19 protein-coding genes, 2 pseudogenes and 1 riboswitch are annotated in these 21,885 nt (G+C 67.5%); of the genes and pseudogenes, 10 read left to right on the top strand and 11 right to left on the bottom strand.

The genetic code is table 11. From position 1 onward, the window contains the following. Positions 1-8 precede the first annotated feature (8 nt). From QF036_RS23585 to QF036_RS23570, 4 genes are all read right to left on the bottom strand, one after another. The gene (locus QF036_RS23585) at positions 9-488 is read right to left on the bottom strand and encodes a YegP family protein (protein WP_307105639.1); all 480 of its coding nucleotides are present in this window, start codon (positions 486-488) and stop codon (positions 9-11) included. 197 nt (positions 489-685) lie between these two features. Beyond that, the gene (locus QF036_RS23580) at positions 686-1,894 is read right to left on the bottom strand and encodes an O-succinylhomoserine sulfhydrylase (RefSeq protein WP_307105637.1); all 1,209 of its coding nucleotides are present in this window, start codon (positions 1,892-1,894) and stop codon (positions 686-688) included. 1 nt (position 1,895) lies between these two features. Beyond that, positions 1,896-2,306 (bottom strand): rhodanese-like domain-containing protein, encoded by a 411-nt coding sequence (locus QF036_RS23575; protein ID WP_307105636.1) that lies wholly within the window; start codon positions 2,304-2,306, stop codon positions 1,896-1,898. Then, the gene (locus QF036_RS23570; protein ID WP_307105634.1) at positions 2,303-2,611 is read right to left on the bottom strand and encodes a DUF1737 domain-containing protein; all 309 of its coding nucleotides are present in this window, start codon (positions 2,609-2,611) and stop codon (positions 2,303-2,305) included. The genes QF036_RS23575 and QF036_RS23570 overlap by 4 nt, the downstream gene beginning before the upstream one ends. A gap of 13 nt (positions 2,612-2,624) precedes the next feature. Next, positions 2,625-2,739: riboswitch (SAM riboswitch) on the bottom strand. Positions 2,740-2,946: 207 nt separating this feature from the next. On the opposite strand from QF036_RS23570, the gene QF036_RS23565 reads away from it, so the two are divergent. From QF036_RS23565 to QF036_RS23555, 3 genes are read left to right on the top strand one after another with little or no spacing between them, the layout of a single operon-like run. Further along, positions 2,947-4,326 carry an NtaA/DmoA family FMN-dependent monooxygenase gene (locus QF036_RS23565; protein WP_307105632.1) on the top strand — a complete coding sequence of 460 codons (1,380 nt, stop codon included), beginning with the start codon at positions 2,947-2,949 and terminating at the stop codon, positions 4,324-4,326. 29 nt (positions 4,327-4,355) lie between these two features. Continuing rightward, complete coding sequence (locus QF036_RS23560) at positions 4,356-5,954, top strand: aromatic amino acid ammonia-lyase (protein ID WP_307106072.1); 1,599 nt, start codon at positions 4,356-4,358, stop codon at positions 5,952-5,954. Further along, positions 5,951-7,000, top strand: coding sequence for a PLP-dependent cysteine synthase family protein (locus tag QF036_RS23555; RefSeq protein ID WP_307105631.1), 1,050 nt, complete (start codon positions 5,951-5,953; stop codon positions 6,998-7,000). The genes QF036_RS23560 and QF036_RS23555 overlap by 4 nt, the downstream gene beginning before the upstream one ends. A gap of 33 nt (positions 7,001-7,033) precedes the next feature. Here the strand turns inward: QF036_RS23555 and QF036_RS23550 are convergent, their stop codons facing one another. Both QF036_RS23550 and QF036_RS23545 read right to left on the bottom strand, forming a co-directional pair. Further along, a complete protein-coding gene (locus QF036_RS23550) occupies positions 7,034-8,032 on the bottom strand; it encodes an EAL domain-containing protein (RefSeq protein WP_307105630.1) in 999 nt (332 codons plus the stop codon). Positions 8,033-8,283: 251 nt separating this feature from the next. Next, positions 8,284-9,216: an aminodeoxychorismate lyase gene (locus QF036_RS23545; RefSeq protein ID WP_307105628.1), complete on the bottom strand. Its 933-nt coding sequence runs from the start codon at positions 9,214-9,216 to the stop codon at positions 8,284-8,286. Between the two features lie 75 nt (positions 9,217-9,291). Between QF036_RS23545 and cls the strand changes: the two genes are divergently transcribed. Beyond that, positions 9,292-10,785: a cardiolipin synthase gene (gene cls / locus QF036_RS23540; RefSeq protein WP_307105626.1), complete on the top strand. Its 1,494-nt coding sequence runs from the start codon at positions 9,292-9,294 to the stop codon at positions 10,783-10,785. Positions 10,786-10,806: 21 nt separating this feature from the next. Here cls and QF036_RS23535 read toward each other — a convergent pair whose 3' ends face one another. From QF036_RS23535 to QF036_RS23520, 4 genes are all read right to left on the bottom strand, one after another. After that, positions 10,807-12,903, bottom strand: a complete 2,097-nt coding sequence (locus QF036_RS23535; protein WP_307105625.1) for a chorismate-binding protein — start codon at positions 12,901-12,903, stop codon at positions 10,807-10,809. Next, positions 12,900-13,472: a low molecular weight protein-tyrosine-phosphatase gene (locus QF036_RS23530; protein ID WP_307105624.1), complete on the bottom strand. Its 573-nt coding sequence runs from the start codon at positions 13,470-13,472 to the stop codon at positions 12,900-12,902. Before QF036_RS23530 ends, QF036_RS23535 begins: the two co-directional genes overlap by 4 nt. Positions 13,473-13,628: 156 nt before the next feature. Next, a complete protein-coding gene (locus QF036_RS23525) occupies positions 13,629-14,252 on the bottom strand; it encodes a LysE family transporter (protein WP_307105622.1) in 624 nt (207 codons plus the stop codon). Between the two features lie 54 nt (positions 14,253-14,306). Then, positions 14,307-15,122, bottom strand: coding sequence for a methyltransferase domain-containing protein (locus QF036_RS23520; RefSeq protein ID WP_307105620.1), 816 nt, complete (start codon positions 15,120-15,122; stop codon positions 14,307-14,309). 63 nt (positions 15,123-15,185) lie between these two features. Between QF036_RS23520 and QF036_RS23515 the strand changes: the two are divergent. Continuing rightward, positions 15,186-15,446, top strand: a pseudogene (locus QF036_RS23515) (MMPL family transporter); the annotation flags it as partial. On the opposite strand, the pseudogene QF036_RS23510 reads toward QF036_RS23515, so the two are convergent. Beyond that, a pseudogene (locus QF036_RS23510) lies at positions 15,443-16,412 on the bottom strand (NAD-dependent epimerase/dehydratase family protein). The pseudogenes QF036_RS23515 and QF036_RS23510 sit on opposite strands and share 4 nt — an antisense overlap. A 151-nt stretch (positions 16,413-16,563) precedes the next feature. On the opposite strand from QF036_RS23510, the gene QF036_RS23505 reads away from it, so the two are divergent. From QF036_RS23505 to QF036_RS23485, 5 genes are all read left to right on the top strand, one after another. Beyond that, a complete protein-coding gene (locus tag QF036_RS23505) occupies positions 16,564-17,286 on the top strand; it encodes a TetR/AcrR family transcriptional regulator (RefSeq protein WP_307105618.1) in 723 nt (240 codons plus the stop codon). 140 nt (positions 17,287-17,426) lie between these two features. Next, complete coding sequence (locus QF036_RS23500) at positions 17,427-17,849, top strand: hypothetical protein (protein WP_307105616.1); 423 nt, start codon at positions 17,427-17,429, stop codon at positions 17,847-17,849. 238 nt (positions 17,850-18,087) lie between these two features. After that, positions 18,088-19,959, top strand: coding sequence for a molecular chaperone DnaK (gene dnaK / locus QF036_RS23495; RefSeq protein WP_307105614.1), 1,872 nt, complete (start codon positions 18,088-18,090; stop codon positions 19,957-19,959). A 2-nt stretch (positions 19,960-19,961) separates the two neighbouring features. Further along, a complete protein-coding gene (locus QF036_RS23490; protein ID WP_307105612.1) occupies positions 19,962-20,633 on the top strand; it encodes a nucleotide exchange factor GrpE in 672 nt (223 codons plus the stop codon). Positions 20,634-20,901: 268 nt separating this feature from the next. Beyond that, a complete protein-coding gene (locus QF036_RS23485; protein WP_307105611.1) occupies positions 20,902-21,879 on the top strand; it encodes a DnaJ C-terminal domain-containing protein in 978 nt (325 codons plus the stop codon). Positions 21,880-21,885: the final 6 nt, after the last annotated feature.

The following is a 21,885-nucleotide window of genomic DNA, read 5'->3' as shown; positions in this document are numbered from 1 at the left end:
GACGGCGATCAGGCTGCCCCGGTCAACCGGGCCGGCGCTGCCGCCTGCCTGCGCAGCGGTGTTCCGGTGGCATCGGACGGCGTGCGCTTCTTGCCGAATCCCTGCCTGCGGTGCTCGGCCCGTGCCGACAGAGGTACCTGCGGTACAGCGCATCCCTGCTCCGCGGCGTTGGCCGTCACCTGCGGCGCCGCGGGGGAGAGGTCCGTGATGAGCCCCGTCCCGGCGCATTCGCGCACGTCCGCGATCCCGGCCGCGGCCGCGCGTTTGTCCTCGAACGGTGCGGAGATCGCCAGCACGGTTCCATCGGGGGCCTTCAGCCGGAACCGGAACTGGGACTCTGCATCAACAAAAACTTCAAAAACTCCGGCCATGGCGGTCCTTCCGGTCAGGGAGGCTGCGCGCAGCGTCTTCGCGGCCGCGGCCCCGAACGCATCGCTGCGTCTGTCCTTGGGTGGGGTGCTGAACCGACAGGGGTTTGATCGGTTCATCGGTGTTATTAGAGTCTGCCCAGCGCGCACGGAACCTCACAAGACCATCCGTGTAAACCCTGGGTAAACCCTGCCTGTCCACCCACTAAACCGTGCCGCAGCCCTGTTCCCAAGGACGTCAGAAACGAAGGGACGTGACGCGCAACGCACGTTCACGGCCCGCCATCCGAAGTAAAAGACAGCCGGACTCGGAAGGGTCAGATCTGCTTGAGTGCCTGCTCCAGGTCCGCGATGAGGTCATCCGCATCTTCCAGACCCACGGACAGCCGCACCACTCCATCGCTCAGCCCGATCGCGGCGCGTCCTTCCGGCCCCATGGCCCGGTGCGTCGTGGTGGCGGGATGGGTGATCAGCGACTTGGCGTCGCCCAGGTTGTTGGAGATGTCGATGATCTTCAGGGCGTCCAAAAGCGCGAAGGCGGCTTCCTTGCCCGACTGGCCTGCCGTCGTCGCAAGCTCCAGCGTGAGGACGGTGCCGCCGGCCTTCATCTGCTTGGCCGCCAGCCCGAACTGCGGGTGCGACTTGAGCAGCGGGTACTTCACCCAGTTGACGGCGGGCTGGGCCTCCAGCCATTCGGCCAGGCGCAGCGCCGTGGCGGAGGAGTGGTTCACGCGGAGCGCCATGGTCTCCAGGCCCTTGGTGAGCACCCAGGCGTTGAATGCGGAGAGTGCCGGGCCGGTGTGCCGCATGAGCTGCTTGACCGGACCGTCGATGAATTCCTTGGTGCCCAGGATGGCGCCGCCCATCACCCGGCCCTGACCGTCGATGTGCTTGGTGCCGGAGTAGACGATCACGTCCGCGCCGAGGTCTCCGCAGCGCTGCAGGAGCGGGGTGGCGAAGACGTTGTCCGCCACAACCTTGGCGCCGGCGGCGTGGGCGAGTTCGCTGACCGCGGCGATGTCCACGATTTCCTGCATGGGGTTGGACGGGGATTCGAAGAAGACGGCCGTGGTGGGCACCGAGAGGGCCGCGCGCCACTGCTCGAGGTCCGGACCGTCCACGAAGACGGTCTCCACGCCCCAGCGCGGCAGGATCTCGTTGAGGACCACGAAGCAGGAGCCAAACAGGGAACGGCTGGCGACCACGCGGTCCCCGGCCCCGAGCAGGGCGCCCAGGGCGGTGAACACAGCGGACATACCGGACGCCGTCGCAAAGCACGCTTCCGTGCCTTCCAGCAGCCGGAGACGTTCCTGGAAGGTGGCCACGGACGGGTTGCCGTAGCGCGAGTAGACGAAGCGTTCGTCCTCGCCGGTGAAGGCGCGTTCGGCGGCAGCGGCGGACTCGTAGACAAACCCGGAGTTCAGGAAGACGGGCTCGGTGGTCTCTTGGAAATTGGTGCGGTCAAGCCCGCCGCGGACGGCCTGGGTATCGGGGCTCCAGCCGGCGGCGTCGTGATTAAAAGTCAACTTAGTTCTTTCCCAGGTTCGTCGGCAGGCCGCGGTTCTTCCAGCCGTTCACGGTGCGCTCACCGTAGCGGTCGGGTTCGCCCTCGAAGCCTTCGAGGACGTTGTAGGCCGTGAAACCGGCCTGTGTGGCGGCGATGGCTGCGGCGATGGAGCGCTGGCCGGAGCGGCACAGGAACACCAGCTCCACCCGGGTGTCCTCAGGCGCCTGCTGCTTCAGCTGCTCGACGAAGTCGGGGTTGGGAATGCCGCCGGGAAAGGTCCACTGGATGAAAAGCGGATCGTTCTCCGTGGCCTTGGTGTCCGGAATGCCGATGTGCGCCCATTCGCCCTCGGTGCGAACGTCCACCAGGACGGCGCCCTCTTCGAGCTTGGCCCACGCGTCCTGCGGCGTGAGGTCTCCGGCGTAGCTCATGCGTGGCCCTCGTAGGCTTCTGCGCTGAGGTCGTCGTCGGAGTCCAGCCGGTCCACGGCGGTGGCGACGGCGGCATCTGCGGTGGCGATGGCGGCGGGCAGGATGACGGCCTGGGCCACGATGACGCTGGTGCCGTTGAAGGTGGCGGCCGGGCTGCCGTGCAGCACGTATCCCTCGGCCAGGGCAGCCGAGATGCGCTCACAGAACGCGCGGTCGTCCGGTCCCGTGATCAGGCGGTAGGCCAGCTTTTCCTCAGGTTTATCCTGCTGGGACGGCAGCGTTGCAACGGCGGGGGCGTCTGACACGACGGATCTCCTTTTCTCACGCTTGCAGCTCGAAGTGGTCGATATGCCGAGTATTCACCTGAGGCACCCCGCCGTGGAAGGAGGGTTGCCGACCGGCCAGTCAGGGCTTCATGCCGGTACTCATTACTCCCCAAAAACGTAACACTGACGACGGCGGTGCGCACCGCCGTCGTCGTCATGTTCCGTAACGCATCCGGTCACTGCCGGTCGCAGCAGTCGCCGCGCTCCGGTTACAAAGCCGGTGGCCGGGAGGATAATGACGGGAGATGAACCGCCGTAACGCCGGATGAAACCAGGCCACAGTGAATGATTCGACCGCGAATACAGTGACTCCCATGCTGCACTTTGGATGGTTTGTGGGCCACGGCTTCGGGGTTCAGGGCTGGGGGACGCCCGGCTACGGAATCGGCTATGACTGGAAGAAGCCCGCTCCCTACCAGCATGCGGTCCGGGAGTTCGAGCGGGCCGGGCTGGACCTGTTCATCATCGAGGACTCGCTCACCGTCCCCGACACCTACGGCGGCAGCGCGGAGGTTTCGCTGGCGCAGGCGTCCTTTGCGCCCAAGCACGATCCGCTGGCCCTGGTGCCGTACCTGCTCTCCGCCACGGAGCACCTCGGCATTGTGCCCACCATCAGCGCCTCGTTCTATCCGCCGTTCACCGCGGCCCGGCTGCTGGCTACGCTTCAGCACTTCTCCAACGGGCAGCTGGGCTGGAACGTGGTGACCTCCGGCAGCGACCTTGCCGCGCAGAACTACGGGCTGGACCAGCAGATCGAGCACGACCTCCGCTACGAGAAGGCCGAAGAGTTCGTGGACGTCGTGCGCAAGCTCTGGCGCAGCTGGGAACCCGACGCCATCCTGGAGGACGCCCGGGCAGGCGTCTTCGCGGACCACACCAAGGTCCGGCCGATCCACCACGACGGGGAGTTCTTCAAGGTCCGGGGACCGCTGAACACGGCACCGCTGCCGGAGGAACCGGTGCTGGTGCAGGCAGGGGCATCCCCGCGGGGCAAGGCTTTCGCCGGCGCGAACGCGGATGTTGCCATTGCCCTGGCCCGCGGCGTGGACGGCATGAAGGCCTACCGCGACTCCATCCGCGCCGAGGCCGCCGGGGCCGGCCGGAACCCCGACGACGTCAAGGTGCTGTTCGTCCTCAAACCCACGGTGACCGGTTCCAGGGCCGAGGCGGAGGAGCTGCGGGCTGCCCGCCGGGAGCTCACGCAGCGGGACATCGACAGCCAGCTCAACTCGATCTCCTATCTGTCCCGTCATCGACTTCAAGCAGTTCGACCTCGACGCGCCCCTCCCCGAGCTCAGCACCAACAGCAATCAGGGCACGCTGGAGCATTTCTCCAAGGCCGCGCCGCCGGGTTCCACCCTGCGGCAGATCCTGCAGGCCCGCAGCGGCGGCGCCGGCGACAGCATCATCGGCACCGCAGAGGAAATCGCCGACTACCTCGAGGAGACCGGGGCCGCAGTGGGCGGCGACGGGTTCCTCTTCTCCGGCTTCGTCGATCCGGCCACCATTCACGGCGTGCTGGACAGGCTGGCGCCGGTGCTCCGGAGGCGGGGACTGCTGCGAACGAGCTACGGCGACGGCGGCTTCCGCCGGAATCTGCTGGACTTCTAGCGCCATGGCAGGGGCTGGTGCAAGGGCAGGAGCCGGGGGATACGACGGACCGTTGCCGGGGGTCCGGCACGGCACGTTCCTGATCGGCACAGCCCACATCCGTGCCGACGACATGGCCGCCGCAGCCGCCGATCCCGCGGTGGAGGTGGTCCTCAGTGCCGAAGCCCTCGAGCTCGTGGGCCTGTCCCGCGAGGTGGTGCAGGCCGCCATCGATTCCGGCCACCGCGTCTACGGCCTGAACACCCTGCTGGGTTCCGGCCGCGACACTTCCGTGGAGCAGGAATCCATCCTCGACTTCCAGCTGCAGGTGGTGCGCTACCACCACAGCGGCGTCGGCGCGCTGCTGGACCGGGATGAAGTCCGCGCCCTCATCCTGGCAAGGCTCATCGGGTTCACCCGTGGCGGCTCGGGGGTCCGTCCGGAGACTGCCCGCTTCTATGCCGGGCTGCTCAACAGGGGCGTGGTGCCGGCCGTTCCGCGCGACGGGTCCGTCGGCTCGTCCGACCTCACCCAGCTGGCGGCGGTTGCCGCCGTCGCCATCGGTGAGGGACAGGCGCTTGCTCCCGACGGCGGCCTGCAGGACGGCGCGGAAGCGCTCACCGCCGCCGGGCTGGAACCGCTGGTGCTGGCGCCGGGCGAGGCCCTGGCGCTGGTCAGCGCCAACTCCTATTCGATTGGCGCCGGCGCGCTGGAGCTCCGCCGTATCCGGGGGCTCGCCGATCTGGCGGACACCGCGCTGGCGCTGTCCCTTGAGGCCACAGCCAGGTACGACGGCGGCGGTAACCTCAGCCCGTTCTCGCCGGCCGTGCAGTCGGCCAAGGCAGTGGACGGCCAGCGCGTCTCGGCGGCCAACGTCCGCCGACTGGTTCGCGGCGGCTGGCTGGAGGACCCGCGGCGGCAGGTATCGGTCCAGGACGCCCTGTCCTTCCGCGCCGCGCCGCAGACGCACGGTGCGTTCCGGGCCCAGGTCACGGCCCTGGCCGACGCGCTCGAGGTGGAGCTCAACGGCAGGGGCGACAACCCGTTGACGGATGTTGCCTCCGGCCGGATGGTGTCCGGCGGAAACTTCCAGCCCATGCAGCTCGCGCTGGCGTTCGAGGCGCTGCGGCTGGGACTGGCTCATGTCGGGATCAGCAGCGAGCGGCGGATCGCCAAGCTCTATCCGCCGCAGCGCCTGATCCGGCAGCTCAACCTCGAGGCGGCCCGGGCCGGCACTCCACTCGCGTCCGAAGACCTGCCGGGACTGCTCTGGTACTCGGCCGCCGGCCTGCTGGCGGAGCTGAAGTTCCTGGCGGCACCCGCCACCCTCGGTGCCCCCACCCTGTCCGCGGACGTGGAGGACCACTCCACCCTGGCCCCGCTGGCCCTCCAGCAGCTGGAGCGCTCGGTGGAGGCCGCGGCCAAGCTCCTTACAATTGAGGCGTTGACGGCCTCCTACCTGTTGGCGGAGGCGCAGGGCACGGATCTGCGGGAAGCGGAGATCCGGCAGCTGGGAGCGGGCACCGGCGCTGTCGTGGCGCGCCTGTCGGAGCTGCTGGCCGGGCAGCTGCCGGCGGCGGTGCTGGTTGACAGCGCCCGTGCTGCGCTGGGGGACCTGCTGGCAGGACTGCCCGAATTACGGACACCGGGCCTGGGTGGCCCGAATGACCTAAGGCCGGATGACCGTGGGCCGAATGGCCGAAGTGCAGATGACGGGGGAGGAGAATCATGACCACCGTGACAGGAAGCGGCCGCCAGGCAAGGCATGTGGGCCAGGTACTGGATCCGGGGATGGACGCCGGTGCGGTGCTGGCGCGGGTGGGGAACACTCCGCTGGTGCCGCTCGACGTGCTGAGCCGCGGGCTGGGGAGCACTGTCTTCGTCAAGCTCGAATCGGAGAACCCCGGCGGCTCCATCAAGGACCGGACCGCGTTGAGCATGGTCCGGGCGGCTGAGCGCAGCGGCGAGCTGCAGCCCGGCGGGACCATCGTGGAAAGCACCTCCGGGAACACCGGAATCGGGCTCGCGCTGATCGGGGCGCTGACCGGCCATCCGGTGGTGGTGGTCACGGGTGATTCCATTTCGTCGGAAAAGCTGGAGGCCCTCAACCGGTACGGGGCGCGGGTGGTGTTCACCGACTGGAGCGCGCCGTCGGATTCGCCGGAAAACGCGCGGGCGGTTGCTGCCCGGATCACGGCCGAAATTCCCGGCGCATGGCGTCCGCTGCAGTTCGACAACCCGGCCAACCCGCAGGCGCACTATGAGGGGACGGCGCCGGAGATCTGGGAGCAGACGGCGGGCAGGGTGACGCACTTCGTCGCGGGCGTGGGCACCGGCGGCACCATCAGCGGGAACGGGCGGTACCTCAAGGAGAAGTCCGGCGGGCATGTGGAGGTGATCGGCGCGGACCCGTACGGTTCGGTCTACAGCGGCGGGCATCCCGGCCCGATCCTGGTGGACGGTGTGGGCAACTCCTGGCCCAAGCCCGACTGGCCGAAGGTCTTCGACCGCGGTCTGCTGGACCGGTTCCTGCGGATTCCGAATGACGAGGTGTACACCACGCTGCACCGGCTGCTCAACGACGAAGGCCTGTCCCTCGGGCCGTCGTCGGGCCTGACGGTGGCGGCAGCGCTCCGGGTGGCCAGGGCGGCGCCGCACGGGTCAGTGGTGGTGGCGATCGCCCCGGACACGGGCAGCAACTACCAAAGCAAGGCCTTCAATCCTGTGTGGCTGGCGGATAACCACATCCGCCTGGCCACGGATCTTGCGGAGGACTAGCACCTCGCGGAGGACCGGACCCGCAGAGACCCGTCAGGAGGCAGGGCCACTGGTGGCCGTTTCGCTTTCGGAACGGATCCAGGCATTCCAGTCCAGCGGATGGATGGAGGGCCTGCCCAGCAGGTAGCCCTGCGCAGCGGCCATGCCGAGTTCGGTCACTGCCTCGAGTTCCTCCGGCGTCTCCACGCCCTGGGCGCCGAGTGCGGCATCGATGTACCTGGCGAGTTCACCCATGGCGGCGGCCCTGAGCCGCTGGCCCGGGGAGCTTTCAATGCCCGCGATAAAGCTCCGGTCCAGTTTGATGATGTCCGGGTGCAGCTCCAGGACCTGGTCCATGGACGTGAAGCCGGCCTCGGCGCCGTTTACGGCGATCCGCAGTCCTCGGCGCCGCAGCGGAGCGATGGCGGCCGTGAGGGACGGGTACTGGTCGAGCGGGATCGGGCCGTTCAGGTCGATGACGATCCGGTCCATGGCCAGCTGGGAATGTTCCAGCAGCCCCGTGATCCTTGGGTCCGCGCACGTTGCCGGTGTCAGGTTCAGGCCGATGAACATGGGGTCGGGCACGGCCTGCGCCGCAGAGAGGGCCCGGTGCAGTGCCGCGAGTTCAAGGTCTGTGCCCAGGCCGACGGACTCTGCCTCGTTGAACCAGTGGTCTGCGCTGGCGCCGTCGTCGCTGACGAAGCGGGTCAGGGCCTCGACCCCGATCACGTGCCCCTCCGGAAGCCGGCGGATCGGCTGGAACGCGGTCATCAGCATCTTGTCGGAAAGGATGGCTTCAATCCGGTTCCTGCTGCGCCGGGTAAATGGAACCGGTTCAGGCGCAGCCACAGCCTGGGAAGGCACGCTGACCGGGATGGCGCCGTTCTCGGCGTTGGCCAGCTCTGTGGTGGCGGTGAGGTGCTCAAGCAGCACGTGTTCGGGATTATCCGGATGTGCCTCGAACAGGACACGCAGCTGCGTGCGGGTCCACTCGCTGGCCGGATCTGTCTCGGCGAGCAGTTCGGTGATGATCTGGCGGGCTTGCCAGCGCACGGAAATTCCACCCATGTCCCCCGGCAACGCTGCCTGGGCCCCCAAGCCCGTGGGTGGTGAGTTTGTCCATGCGGGAAGGGAATTCTCGTCCCAAGACATCGGCTATTCCTTTATATGTACTCATTCCGGCTGAGCCCGGAACCAGGCCGCGTGTCATCACCCCTGCGGGTACGGGCAGTTGGCCGTGGAAGAAGACTACAACGCGGGGCGCCGGCTTGTCCTACATTTTTTAGAACGGTGCCCTTTTGTTATTACTCGATGCCGGCAAACAGCTCGTTCAGCTCGGCCGTCAGCTGCTTGCGGAGCGCCGGCGTACCAATCTCGCGCCCGTCAATGTGATTGACCGGTGCCAGGAGGCGGATGCTGGAAATCAGCCACACGGCGTCGGCGTCCACCAGGTCCTGGGGCTTCAGCGGGCCGTAGCCCAGTTCCCAGCCGGCGGCCTTGGCAGCGGCGAACAGCGCACCCTGCGAGGTTCCGGGAAGGATGCCGCTGTCCAGCTGCGGCGTGACGAGCCGCTTAACTGTTGCGCCGCCGTCGTTCTTCTCCACATTCGCCAGCAGCACGGTGGACGTGGGGCCCTCCAGCACACGGCCGTCCGAGGACGTGAAGATGACGTCGTCCGCGCCCTGCTTGTGGGCATGGCGCAGCGCGGCCATGTTCACCGCGTAGGACAGGGTCTTGGCGCCGAGCAGCAGCCACGGGGCCCGCTCGGCCGCGTCGCTGTCGTAGCCGCGGTCAAGGAGGATGACGTCGATGCCGGTCTCGCGCTGGCGCCGGCCCGCCGCGGCCACGGGGGAGACCTGCACCCAGCAGGTGGGGGCGGCGGCGCCCTCGACGCCGCGGGTGACAATGAGCTTGACCACGGCCTCGTCCAGCTCCGGGGAGGAAGCAGGGTTGTCGGAACGGAACGCTGCCACGCCCGTCTGGACCGCCCGGCGCCAGTCGTCCGGCCCCGGAATCTCAAGATCCAGTGCCTCGGCCGAGCGGGCCAGCCGGTCCAGGTGGGCCTGGATCTTCCGCGTGTGTCCGGCGACGGCGAGCATGGACTCGAACACCCCGTCGCCGCGGGTGGCGCCCAGATCAGTGGCCATCAGCTGCGGCTTTTCGGGGTCGGCGAGCCGGCCGTTCATATAGTCCGGATCCAGAAATACCAGCACTGTGTGGGAGGTACGAGAGGTCATGCCTCAAGCTTAGTGCGGCCGGTGGCCGATAGGCTGGCCTCACCGCTCCATACGGAATGGCTGCGAAGGTAAGAAATGACGGGGGTTTCAACTGTGTTGTGGCCATTTCCGCTGGCGGAAACACTGCCGGCGTGGCTGATCCTGCTGCTCAGCGGCGCGGATCTGGTCATCCGGGTCCTGGCCGTGGGCATCATCCCGGGCAACCGGCGGCCCACTACGGCCATGGCCTGGCTGCTGGGCATCTTCTTCGTACCGGTCCTGGGACTGATCCTCTTCCTGCTTTTCGGCAACTTCAAGCTGTCGCGCCGCCGCACCGAGCAGCAGCAGCTGGTCAACGAGCGGGTCCGGGCCGGAAGTGCGGTGCTTTCCGACGCCGCCAGTGAGTATTCGGGTCCCGAATGGGTCCAGTCCGCGGCCGAACTCAACCGCCGGCTCGGGTCGATCCCGCTGGTTGACGGCAACCATGTGGAGCTGATTCCCGGGTACCCGGACTCCATCCGAGCCATGACCGAGGCCGTGCGGAAGGCAAAGCGCTTCATCAACGCCGAGTTCTACATCATGAGCACGGACCACGTCACCGATGACCTCCTCACGGCCCTCGAGGAGGCGGCGGACCGCGGCGTCCAGGTCCGGGTGCTGTTCGACCACATCGGAACGCTGCGCGTGAAGGGGTACAACAAGCTGCTGAAGCGGCTCAAGGCCAGCCGCATCCAGTGGCGGCGGATGCTTCCGCTGCTGCCCATCCACGGCCAATGGCGCAGGCCGGACCTGCGGAACCACCGCAAGATCATGGTGATCGACGGCGAAGTCGCCTTTACGGGGTCGCAGAACCTGATCGAGCCCTCCTACAACAACCCCAAGCACCGCAAGGCCGGCCGGGAGTGGATCGAGCTGATGGCCTGCCTGCGGGGCCCGATCGTTCCCACGCTCAATGTTGTCTTCGCCACCGACTGGCTCAGCGAGACCGACGAATCACTCGAGGACCAGCTGCAGCTTTCCGCCGAGCCGTCACCGGGCGGCGTCACGGCCCAGGTGGTGCCCAGCGGCCCCGGCTTCACCACTGAGAACAACCTCCGGCTCTTCAACACGCTGATCTACTCGGCACAGCATCGGATTTCCGTCTGCAGCCCCTACTTTGTGCCGGACGATTCCCTGCTTTACGCCATCACCACGGCGGCACAGCGCGGCGTGGACGTGGAACTGTTCGTCTCCGAGAAGGGCGACCAGTTCCTGGTCCACCATGCCCAGCAGTCCTACTACGAGGCTCTGCTGCGGGCGGGCGTTCGGATCTACCTGTACAAGGCGCCGTTCGTGCTCCACGCCAAGCACTTCACCATCGACGACGAGGTGGCGGTCCTGGGCTCCAGCAACATGGACATGCGGTCCTTCTCCCTGAACCTGGAGGTTTCGGTGATGCTGTTGGGCGCGGACATCGTGAACAGCATGCGCGCCGTGGAGGACACCTACCGCGACATCTCCCACGAACTGCGGCTAGAGGACTGGATGCGCCGGCCCCTCGCGGCAAGGTACGTGGACAACGTAGCCCGACTCACGGCCACGGTCCAATAACCCGGTCGCTAAACACAAAACTCAGTCCGGGAAGGCGGACCCGAGGGTGGAGAGCACGCCGTAGGCCTTGGTGCGGATCTCCTCGTACTCATCCTGCGGCACGGAATCGGCCGTGATGGCGCCGCCGACGCCAAGGCTGAGCCTTACCTTTCCGCCTTCGCCGCCGTCCTGCACCACCAGGGTGCGGATGGCCACCGCCAGATCCGTGGCCCCGTTCAGCGAAAAGTACCCGATCGCGCCCGAATAGACGCCGCGCGGGCCCTCCTCCAGCCGGTCCAGGATGGCCATGGTGCTGATCTTCGGCGCCCCGGTCATGGAGCCGGCCGGGAAGCAGGCGGCCACGGCCTCGGCCCGCGGCGACCCCGGCAGGAGTACAGCGTCGATGGTGCTCACCAGTTGGTGGACCGTGGCATAGCTTTCGATCTCGCACAGCCGGCTGACGGTCACCGATCCGGGGTCGGCGAAGTGGCTGAGGTCGTTCCGGAGCAGGTCCACGATCATGATGTTTTCCGCCCGGTCCTTCAGGGACGTGGCCAGGTCGTCGCGCAGGGCGGCGTCGGCGTCCGGGTCAGCAGCCCGGCGGCGGGTTCCCTTGATCGGCTCGGCGCGCATGCCGCCGTCGGACGCTATCCGCAGGAAGCGTTCCGGCGACGTGCTGGCCACCGTGAGCCCGCCGAACCGCAGGTAGCTCGCAAACGGCGCCGGGTTCCGCTGGCGCAGGGCCAGGTACGCGGCCCACGGGTCGAGTGCCGGCACTTCCGCCGCGAGGGTGGTGGTGAGGCAGACCTCGTACGAATTCCCCTCGGCGATCTGATGCTGCGCCTCGGCGATCTTGCGCTTGTAGCTCGTCTCGGTGTCGCGGCCGGCAAACGCCGGGGCTGCATCATAGGCAGGCGCTGCGTTATGGGCCGGGGCTGCGGCGTTTGGCGCCGGAAGTACGACGCCGGTGCTGCCGCCGGCTTCCGGTGCGGCGGTGACCACCGCCTCACGGGCGCGGTCCAGCCAGTCCGCGGCATCCGGCGCGTCGAGGGCAAGCAGCCACACCGTGTTGTCCGTGTGGTCCAGGACCACGCCGCGGCCGGCAAAGATCAGGCCCGCATCAGGCGCGTCCGAGGGGATGTCGTGCCCGCCGGTTTCCCGCTTGAGCTCGTAGCCGAGGTAGCCCAGCCAGCCCAGCGCGAAGTCACACGGGTAGTCCTCCGGCCCGCGCACGGCCTTCCGTCCCCACACCGTCTCCAGCCAGCGGAAGAACGGGCCGGACACGTTGGCCGTGGCGCATCCGGCGGTGATCCGGGTGACCCCGGAACTGTGCAGGACAGACTGGCCGAACGTGCCGCCGTCGTCAGCCAAAATACTGAAACGGCTGCGCTCCGCCGCGGGGGTTCCCTTGCCGGGACCGGCCGTTTCGGCCGAACGCAGGGAGGAGTCCAGCCAGACCGCATTGCCGGACGTCGCGTACAGCGCCTGGAAAAGTGCGGCCGGATCAGGGCTGGCCTCGATGCGTTCCGACAGCAGGCGCAGGCCGCGCCGCGAGGAGAGCTCGGGAACCAGTGCCGTGGTGAGCGCCGGGAGGTAGGTAAGTGCCTGCAGGGTGTCCGCGGGGGCGGTGCCGTCCGCACGGTTGAGGACCCGGACATGGGCATGCTGCGGGATATCGTCCGCGGCCAGGAGCTCCGCCTCCTGCCCGGCCCACTGGTCCCAGAACGGCTCGTACGTCTCGCCGTCACGTGCCAGCGCGCGCGTGCGGCGCTCGCCGTCAGGGGCATCGGCCCAGATGACGGCGTCCAGATGCGGCCTGGCGGCGGCTGCGGCCGCCCCAACGCCCTCGACGATCACGATCTCGGCGGGCAGCGTGACCCGAGGGTCGCCGTCGTTATCTTTTTTCCAGTCCCAGCTGACCCACGTGGCCGCTTCGCCGCGGCTCAGGGGCGCCAGCACCGAGGTGACGTAGCGTTCGATGCCGGCCGACAGTCCGTCCCAGCCGGGATAGATGTCCTCCAGGTGGAACAGCGAGACCTTGTGGTGGTTCCGCAGCGTGGCCGCGAGCTCGATGGCCAATGTGGTTTTACCTGCGCCGGACCGCCCGTCAATGGCGATGATCACAGGTGCGGGGGTCATGAAATAGAGCGTACCTGCTGGCTGTCCTTAAGCTGGAGCGGGGCGCCATCCGCCGAGGCCGCGGCGATGGCGGAACGGACATACTCTACGATTCCCGGCACCGACGCCTGGATCTGGTCCCACACGGACGCAAAGTCGCTGTGGTCCCCGTACCAAGGGTCTTCGATGCCCTGGTCCAAGGGATCCTTCGTTGCCAATAGGGGATCGAAGCTGCGCAGCATGCGTATTCTCTCGAGGGATTCGCCGTCCGGGGCCGACGCCTGCAGCCAGCCGTAGTGGTCCACGTCGAGGGCCAGGATCAGATGGCGTTCCGCGAACCACTCCTTCCGCCATTCCCGGGCAATGTGCCGGTCGGAGCGGAGATTGTGGGCAGTTAGTTTCCGCGCGGCCCGGGGGTCGATGGGGCGTCCTGCCTCATAGGCGGTGGTTCCCGCGGAGTCCACGACGACGGCGCCGGCGAGCCCCGCCGCTGCAAAGGCCTCCGCCAGCATCAGCTCCGCCATCGGGGACCGGCAGATGTTGCCGGTGCAGACCGCGATGATCCGGTATGGTCTCGTCATTGAGGTCATACGGCTAAGCATGGAGCACGCTAACACCGCTTGGCTAGTAAGTATTCTTATTGTTCAAAACATTTCGCGCGGTGCCGAAATCGGGTCTCTTGGCAGGGCGAGGAGTGACCCTGCCACGGACGGCGGGGTCGGCTCCGGGCTGGCAGCGGGAGGCTGCTAGTGGATGAATGCCAGCAGCACGCCCACCGCGACGAACAGGACGCCGAAAATCCGGTTCAGCACGGTTTGGCCGTGGGCATTGTGGGCAAAGCGCTGGAACGATTTTGCCGCCGCCGCGAAGAAGAACCACATGACGAGGACGTCGATGAGGACCACGGTCGCGGCGAGCACGGCGTACTGGGGCAGGAGCGGGCTGGCGGGCCGGATGAACTGCGGCACGAAGGCCAGGAAGAACACGATGGCCTTGGGGTTGAGCAGGTTGACCCACAGACCCCTGCGGAACATGGACCAGGCCGGCTCGTTCCGGAGTGCGGCGACCTTCTCCTGGTCCAGGTCCGGTTTGCGCAGGAATTGCCTGATGCCGAGGTACACCAGGTATGCGGCGTCGGCGTAGCGGATGGCGTTGAAGGCGACCGGGGAGCCGGCAACCAGAACGCCGACGCCGAGGGCCACAACGATGACATGCAGGATCAGGGCGGCCTGTTGCCCCAGGATGCCCCAGATGGAGCGCTTGAACCCGGCGGTCAGCGAGTTGCTCATGGTGTTGATGGCACCTGCGCCCGGAGTGAAGCTGATGAGGACGCCGGCACCCGCGAGGGCCAGCCAAAGGGAGAGTTGCACCCATCAAGTTTAGTCGGCCTGCGGGGCGGGACGTTTACGACGGCTGGGGCCCGCTTACGCCCGGGCGATGACCTCGCCGTTGGGAATGAGGAACCAGCCGTCGTCGGTGGAGCCCCAGCGGTGCCAGCCGGCCGAGATGCGCGTGAGGTCGGCCTCCTGTGCGAAGCCGTACTCGAGGGCCTGCTCCGCGAACGCCGAATGCAGCACGCGCTCGCCCCACACCCTGGCCTGCCAGCGGCGCTGCTGCCCGGTGGCGTAGAGCCAGTTGCTGCTGGTTGGCGCCACGTCCGTAAAGCCGGCGGCCTGGGCCCAGGAGACGAGCCGGCGGCCGGCGTCGGGCTCGGCGCCGTTCCGGCGGGCGATCCGCTGGTACAGATCCATCCACTCGTCGAGCTCGGGAATGGCGGGATACCAGCTCATGCCGTGGAAATCCGCGTCGCGGACGGCAACGATGCCGCCGGGCCTGGCCACCCGGCGCATTTCCCGCAGCGCTTCGACCGGATCGGTCAGGTGCTGCAGGACCTGGTGGGCGTGGACCACATCGAAGGTGTCGTCCTCGAAATCAAGGTCGTAGATGTTGCCCGCTACAAACTCAACGTTCTCCACGCCGCGGTCGGCCGCCAGTTCGCGGGCGTGGGTGATCACGTCAGGGGAGCGGTCCAGCCCCGTCACCTTCCCGGGGGCCACCAGAAGCGCGAAGTCACACGTGATGCTGCCCGGCCCGCACCCGACGTCGAGCACCGATGCGCCGGGGGTGAGGTGCGGGATAACGAACGCGGCCGAATTCTCCGCCGTCCGCGACGCATGGGCCCGGACCACGGACTCGTGGTGGCCGTGAGTGTAGACATCTTCCGGCTGCTGCGCGCTCATAGGGAAACGCTACTCCTTCTCCGCACCTCGGGCAGGTAGCAAGAAGGGTCGATATGGTGCGCCGGAGCACTGATCACATCGGCCGGGGTGGTCCTGGCCGCCACGTTCGCGGCCCTTGGCGTCATCCCCATCATGTTCCCGGTGCAGTTGGCCTTCATCGTGGCGTTCGGGGTGCTGCTGGACACCGTTCTGGTGCGCTCGCTCCTGGTTCCCGCCCTGGCTTACGACCTGGGCCGGCGCATCTGGTGGCCGGGTAGACTCAGCCGGCCCGAGGCGCAGGAAGCCAGCAAACTGGAAGGCCCTGCGGAAGTTTCCATCCGCTAGGCGGCCGTCGCCGCCGGTGCCCGTCCCGGACCTGCAGTGAGCTCCGAGCGCCACCACTCCACCGTCTCCTTGGCTGCCACCTGCAGGGGAGTCGGACGAAGGCCCAGTTGCTCCTCGCTGGCCGTTGAATCCATCACGAACGGCCGCTCGAACTGGTAGAGCATCTCGCCGAGCTCTCTCATGTCGGCGGAGAACAGCCAAAGGGTGCGCAGGACCCATCCCGGCACCGCGTGGACCTTCGCGGACGGCACGCCGGCGGCCGCGGCAAAGGCTCGAGCGATCTGGCGCTGCGTGAGCGGCGGGTTGGTGGGCGCGTGCAGCACCCGGTTCCACAGCTCCGGCATTCCCGCAGCCCGGATCATTGCCGCGGCCAGATCGGGAACGTAGGTGAAGTAATGCGGCTGGTCGGCGCTTCCGACCACCTGCAGCGGGCGCCGGGCGAGGACGCCTGGCACCATGCGCTCGCCGGCGTGGGCCATCCGGACGCGGGGGCCGAAGAAATCGCCTGCCACCACGGACACGGTGTCAGTGGCGCTCGCCTCCCGCGCCCGCAGCAGCGCCGCGCGGACGCCGCGTTTGCCGCCCTCCGCCTCGCGCGGGCTGCCTTCGGTCATCACCCGCTCCGGATCGCTGTAGGAGTAAAGGCTTTCCGGGAAAACGACGACGGCCCCCGCCTCGCCTGCCGCCGCCAGGACCGCCTGTTCGGCAGCGGGCAGCTCCTGTTCCCAGGCCGCGGCGCTGTAGGAGGAGCCGTGGATGCAGTGGAAGACCGCCGCGGCGCCCTCGAAAGCGTCACCCAGCAGGCCCGCGTTGGAGACATCCATCTGCAGTTTCTCGACCAACGGGTGGTCGGGACCGCTGCCGGAGCGCGTGAGGACACGGACCCGCCCGCCGCGCTCCGCCAGTTGCTCCGCCACCGTCCAGCCCACGGGGCCCGGCGCCGGTGACCACATATAGACCGGACATAAGCATTTCTCCTTCGTGCGGATGGTCCCGGGGGGCCAAGTGGGGTTTTGAGAGCACTGCTCTCAAAGCAAGGATCCTGCAGGGACCCAGCAAAGTCAAGAGCACTGCTCTCAATTGTTGACACTGCTCTGATTCGTGCCATGCTGGGCTGATGCCAGCCACCTCTCAGACCGCCAGCGGGGAAATCCGTACGCCGCGTGAGCGTGCCCGGGCGCAGACCATCGCCGACATCATCCGGCTGGGCCGGCAGCACCTGGCGGAACATGGGGCCGCCGCCCTGTCGCTCCGCGCTGTCGCCCGTGAGCTGGGTGTGGTCTCCTCGGCCGTCTACCGATACGTCGGGAGCCGCGACGAGCTGCTGACCCTCCTGCTCGTGGATGCCTACAACGACCTGGGGGATGCGGTGGATGCCGCCGTCGAGTCCGTCCCCGCGGAAGACTTCGGAGGCCGGTTCGGCGCACTGGCCCGCGCTGTCCGCAGGTGGGCCCTCCGGGAGCCGGCGCGCTACGGCCTCCTGTTCGGCAGCCCGGTGCCGGGGTATCAGGCTCCGGCGGAGCGGACCACGGCGCCCGGCACGCGGGTGGTCAACAGCCTGGTGCAGATCCTGGACGCGGCGCACCGTGCCGGGCGCCTTGCGGAGCGCGGGCCCTCCGCGGTGCCGGCACCCCTGGCCGCCGATCTGGAAGCAATCCGGCGTGAGCTGAACGTGGAAGTCCCGGGTGCCCTGCTGGCCCGCGGCACCCTCATCTGGACCTCACTCTTTGGAGCCGTCAGTTTTGAAGTGTTCGGGCAGTATGGCGCCGGCACTTTTTCCGCCCCTGATGAACTGTTCGAGCACCACATTGCTCTGCTGGCGGATCTCGCCGGGCTTTAGTTCGGCCGGATTGGCCCCGGACTGGCAGTCCCAAGCCGGGTAGCCCCGCGCCGGCCCCTGTTGCCGCCTGCGCCGGCTGAGTAGACTGCCACTGCGCCCGAACCAGGCGCGCCCAGTCCTTTCGAAGGAGTGATCAACCGATGACCGAAAACAGTGAGACCGGCGGCGCGGGCAAGACGCATAACAGCTCCAGGAATCCGGCGCTCGAGGGGGACAGCGGCCAGTACGTGGAGGGTGATTACGGCGATGCCGGCGTGGCAGGGCAGGAATCCGCCACCGAACCCGAGGGCGAATACCAGGCAGGGGACTACGGCGATGCGGGGGCGGTTAAGCCCTCCTCGGAGGTGGAAGAAGGCGAGTATCCGGAAGGCGACTACGGCCGGGCCGGAGGGGTCGGCCAGGAGTTGCCCGGGGATGAGGAAGGCGAATACCCCGAGGGGGACTACGGCGCCGCCGGCACATCCCCCGAAGGCGGCGCCGCCGAAGACCTGAAGGACGAACTGATCGACGGCCAGGTCAATGCGCCGCGGAACGACGACGGCGGCACCTCCTCGGGAGGCTAGGCGCAGGTTCACGTTGGGCGAAATCCGGCAGCCGTTTATTGAAGAACCCCCGGTTTCACGCGGAAGTACCGCGTGGCAATCGGGGGTTCTTTCCTTGCTGCGGGGTCGCACGCAGGCGAAGTTGAGTGTCCTTGACTCAACTTTGGATTGACTTAAATTGCGCGCTGAGTAGAGTTGAGTGCAGATCGCTCAAGGAAGTGGGCGAGCCCAAGTTTCCAAGGAAAGAAGGAAGCAACACATGTCACGTGCAGTAGGTATCGACCTCGGAACCACCAACTCCGTCGTCTCCGTTCTCGAAGGTGGCGAGCCCACCGTCATTGCCAACGCCGAGGGTGGCCGCACCACGCCGTCGGTCGTTGCGTTCTCCAAGTCCGGCGAAGTCCTGGTCGGTGAAATCGCCAAGCGCCAGGCCGTCAACAACATCGACCGCACCATCGCCTCCGTCAAGCGCCACATGGGCACCGACTGGTCCGTGGCCATCGACGAGAAGAAGTACACGGCGCAGGAAATCTCCGCCCGCGTCCTCATGAAGCTGAAGAACGACGCCGAGTCCTACCTTGGCGAAAAGGTCACCGACGCTGTGATCACCGTTCCCGCCTACTTCAACGACGCCGAGCGCCAGGCAACGAAGGAAGCCGGCGAAATCGCCGGCCTGAACGTCCTGCGCATCGTCAACGAGCCCACCGCGGCCGCCCTGGCCTACGGCCTGGACAAGGGCAAGGAAGACGAACTCATCCTGGTATTCGACCTCGGTGGCGGAACGTTCGACGTCTCCCTGCTGGAAGTCGGCAAGGACGAGGACGACTTCTCCACCATCCAGGTACGCGCCACCGCCGGTGACAACCGCCTCGGCGGCGACGACTGGGACAACCGCGTCGTCGAGTACCTGCTGAACCAGCTCAAGGTCAAGGGCATCGACCTGTCCAAGGACAAGATCGCCCTCCAGCGCCTCCGCGAAGCTGCCGAGCAGGCCAAGAAGGAACTCTCCTCCTCCACCAGCACCAACGTCTCGCTCCAGTACCTCTCCGTCACTCCGGACGGCCCGGTTCACCTGGACGAGCAGCTGACCCGCGCCAAGTTCCAGGACCTGACCAAGGACCTGCTCGAGCGCACCAAGAAGCCGTTCCACGACGTCATCAAGGAAGCCGGCATCAAGCTCTCCGACATCGACCACATCGTGCTCGTCGGCGGCTCCACGCGTATGCCCGCCGTCTCCGATCTCGTGAAGGAACTGGCCGGCGGCAAGGAGCCCAACAAGGGCGTCAACCCGGACGAGGTTGTGGCCGTTGGCGCAGCCTTGCAGGCCGGCGTGCTGAAGGGTGAGCGCAAGGACGTTCTCCTCATCGACGTCACCCCGCTGTCCCTGGGCATCGAAACCAAGGGCGGTGTCATGACGCACCTGATCGAGCGCAACACGGCCATCCCCACCAAGCGGTCCGAGACCTTCACCACGGCTGACGACAATCAGCCGTCCGTGGCCATCCAGGTCTTCCAGGGCGAACGTGAGTTCACCCGCGACAACAAGCCGCTGGGCACGTTTGAGCTGACCGGCATCGCGCCGGCCCCGCGCGGCGTCCCGCAGGTCGAGGTCACCTTCGACATCGACGCCAACGGCATCGTGCACGTTTCGGCGAAGGACAAGGGCACCGGCAAGGAACAGTCCATGACCATCACCGGCGGTACCGCGCTCTCCAAGGAAGACATTGACCGCATGGTCAAGGACGCCGAGGAGCACGCAGCCGAGGACAAGGCACGCCGCGAGGCCACCGACACCCGCAACACCGCCGAGCAGCTCGCCTACTCCGTGGACAAGCTGATCGCCGACAACAGCGACAAGCTGCCTGAAGAGGTCAAGACCGAGGTCCAGGCCGACGTCGACGCCCTCAAGAAGGCCCTCGAAGGCACCGACGACGCTGCGGTGAAGACCGCGTTTGAGAAGCTGCAGGCTTCCCAGACCAAGCTCGGCGAGGCCATCTACGCCCAGGCCGGTTCCCCGGACGGCGCCACCGGCGCTGCAGGTGCTGAAGGCGCCGCTGGCGGTGCCGCAGGCGGCAAGGCTGACGAGGACATCGTTGACGCCGAGATCGTCGACGAAGAAGAGAAGAAGTAACCATGCCGCATCACGGTAACGAAGAAGAGCACAACTCTTCCCGAGACCAAGGCAGCAACCGCGACGAGCCGGTCATCCGGGACCACCGCAAGGTGGACCCGGTGACCGGGGAGGCCCGGCATCCGCAGGGCGGCCAGTCCGCCGCGTCGGAGGCCGGCGCACCCGCGGATTCCGACGGCGACGCCCTCGCCCAGGCTGAGGAAATCCTCAACCAGGTCGAGGTGCCCGCCGAGGAGTCCGTCGCGCAGGGCACCGAGGCCGCCGCGGCGGCGGAGCTGAAGAACGACCTGCTCCGCCTGCAGGCCGAGTACGTCAACTACCGCAAGCGCGTTGAACGCGACCGCGCCGTGGCAGGGGAGATGGCCGTCATCGGCGTCCTGAACTCCCTGCTCCCGGTCCTGGACGACGTCGACGCTGCCCGCCAGCACGGTGACCTCGCGGACGGCCCGTTCGCCGCGATCGCCGCCAAGCTGGAGAATGCGCTGAAGACCTACGGCCTGACCCGCATCGATGAGACCGGCGTGGAGTTCGACCCGACCATCCACGAGGCCCTCATCCAGCAGCCCGGCGATGACATCGAAGTGGACACCGTCAGCCAGGTGCTCCGCTCCGGCTACAAGTCAGGCGAGCGGGTCCTCCGCGCAGCACAGGTAATCGTCGCGGTACCTGCTTGACTCACCAAGGCGCTACGCCGGATATGGGGCGGTGCCCGCTTCGCGGTGCCCTCCACACCGCCGCCCCATATCCGGCCTCCGCGCCAGCGGTTTTCTCGCCTAAGGTGAGGTGACCACAAGCTCGCAGCGATACATGGGCCCCGGGAGTGGCATCGGGCCTGCCGGAGCGTGGCGGCTCAGGTCCGTAGGACCAAAGCCGCCACGCGAAGGGGCGGGGGCCCATGTATCGCGGAGAGCTCGGTTAGAACAGATTTGAAAGGAAACGCCATTGGCTAGCCAGGACTGGGTGGACAAGGACTTTTATAAGATCCTTGGTGTTGCCAAGGACGCTTCCGACGCTGACATTAAGAAGGCTTACCGGAAGCTCGCGCGGCAGTACCACCCTGATACGAACTCCGGAGATACTGCTGCGGAGAAGAAGTTCAAGGACATTTCCGAGGCGTACTCTGTGCTGTCCGATCCTGATGAGCGGCAGCAGTATGACGCCATCCGGGCCATGGGCGGCGGCGCCCGTTTTGCCCCGCACGGCGCAGGCAACACCGCGAACGGCGGCTTCGAGGACCTCTTCGGCGGCCTGTTCACCGGCGGCGGCGGCCGGCACTCCGGCGGGTTTAGCACCGCCGGCGGCGTCCCGCCCGAGTTCGCCGACCTGTTCGGCGGCGGTTTCGGTGGCGGCCCTGCCGGTTACCAGCGCGCACCGCAGAAGGGCGCCGACCGGACGGCCAGCACCAGCATCTCCTTCGCCGGGTCCATCCGAGGCACCACCATTGGGCTGCGTGAGCCGGACGGCGAGGTCATCGACGTCCGGGTGCCCGCGGGCATCAAGGACGGCCAGAAGGTGCGCGTCCGCGGCAAGGGCCAGTACGGCCCGGCTGGCAACGGCGACCTGCTGGTCACCGTCAACGTCAAGAACCATGACTTTTACACGCGCGACGGCGACAACCTCCGGATCCACGTGCCCGTCAGCTTCCCGGAGGCTGCTTTGGGTGCCGACATCGAGGTTCCTACGATCGACGGCGAACACGTCCGGGTCCGCGTTCCTGCCGGCACTCCGTCGGGGCGCACACTCCGGGTCAAGGGCCGCGGCGTGAAGACGTCAAAGGGCACCGGGGACCTGCTGGTGACCATCGACGTCGCCGTACCGCAGAACCTGAGCAAGGAAGCCGAGGAGGCCGTGAAAGCATTTGCAGCCGCCACCACCGGCTCGGACGTCCGCCAGGGCCTGGCAGCCAAGGCCCGGCTTTAGCGACGA

Origin of the sequence: Arthrobacter globiformis (assembly GCF_030817195.1) — a bacterium.
In the GTDB taxonomy this organism is placed as follows: domain Bacteria; phylum Actinomycetota; class Actinomycetes; order Actinomycetales; family Micrococcaceae; genus Arthrobacter; species Arthrobacter globiformis_D.
This window is presented reverse-complemented; position numbering and strand designations above follow the sequence as displayed.

What these genes read in the sequence shown, in the direction of transcription:
- QF036_RS23585 (WP_307105639.1), bottom strand. Translation starts at nt 488, where the DNA reads ATGAACCGATCAAACCCCTGTCGGTTCAGCACCCCACCCAAGGACAGA.
- QF036_RS23575 (WP_307105636.1), bottom strand. Translation starts at nt 2,306, where the DNA reads ATGAGCTACGCCGGAGACCTCACGCCGCAGGACGCGTGGGCCAAGCTC.
- QF036_RS23490 (WP_307105612.1), top strand. Translation starts at nt 19,962, where the DNA reads ATGCCGCATCACGGTAACGAAGAAGAGCACAACTCTTCCCGAGACCAA.
- QF036_RS23565 (WP_307105632.1), top strand. Translation starts at nt 2,947, where the DNA reads ATGCTGCACTTTGGATGGTTTGTGGGCCACGGCTTCGGGGTTCAGGGC.
- QF036_RS23555 (WP_307105631.1), top strand. Translation starts at nt 5,951, where the DNA reads ATGACCACCGTGACAGGAAGCGGCCGCCAGGCAAGGCATGTGGGCCAG.
- QF036_RS23505 (WP_307105618.1), top strand. Translation starts at nt 16,564, where the DNA reads ATGCCAGCCACCTCTCAGACCGCCAGCGGGGAAATCCGTACGCCGCGT.
- cls (WP_307105626.1), top strand. Translation starts at nt 9,292, where the DNA reads ATGACGGGGGTTTCAACTGTGTTGTGGCCATTTCCGCTGGCGGAAACA.
- QF036_RS23530 (WP_307105624.1), bottom strand. Translation starts at nt 13,472, where the DNA reads ATGACCTCAATGACGAGACCATACCGGATCATCGCGGTCTGCACCGGC.
- QF036_RS23545 (WP_307105628.1), bottom strand. Translation starts at nt 9,216, where the DNA reads ATGACCTCTCGTACCTCCCACACAGTGCTGGTATTTCTGGATCCGGAC.
- QF036_RS23560 (WP_307106072.1), top strand. Translation starts at nt 4,356, where the DNA reads ATGGCCGCCGCAGCCGCCGATCCCGCGGTGGAGGTGGTCCTCAGTGCC.
- dnaK (WP_307105614.1), top strand. Translation starts at nt 18,088, where the DNA reads ATGTCACGTGCAGTAGGTATCGACCTCGGAACCACCAACTCCGTCGTC.
- QF036_RS23520 (WP_307105620.1), bottom strand. Translation starts at nt 15,122, where the DNA reads ATGAGCGCGCAGCAGCCGGAAGATGTCTACACTCACGGCCACCACGAG.
- QF036_RS23535 (WP_307105625.1), bottom strand. Translation starts at nt 12,903, where the DNA reads ATGACCCCCGCACCTGTGATCATCGCCATTGACGGGCGGTCCGGCGCA.
- QF036_RS23500 (WP_307105616.1), top strand. Translation starts at nt 17,427, where the DNA reads ATGACCGAAAACAGTGAGACCGGCGGCGCGGGCAAGACGCATAACAGC.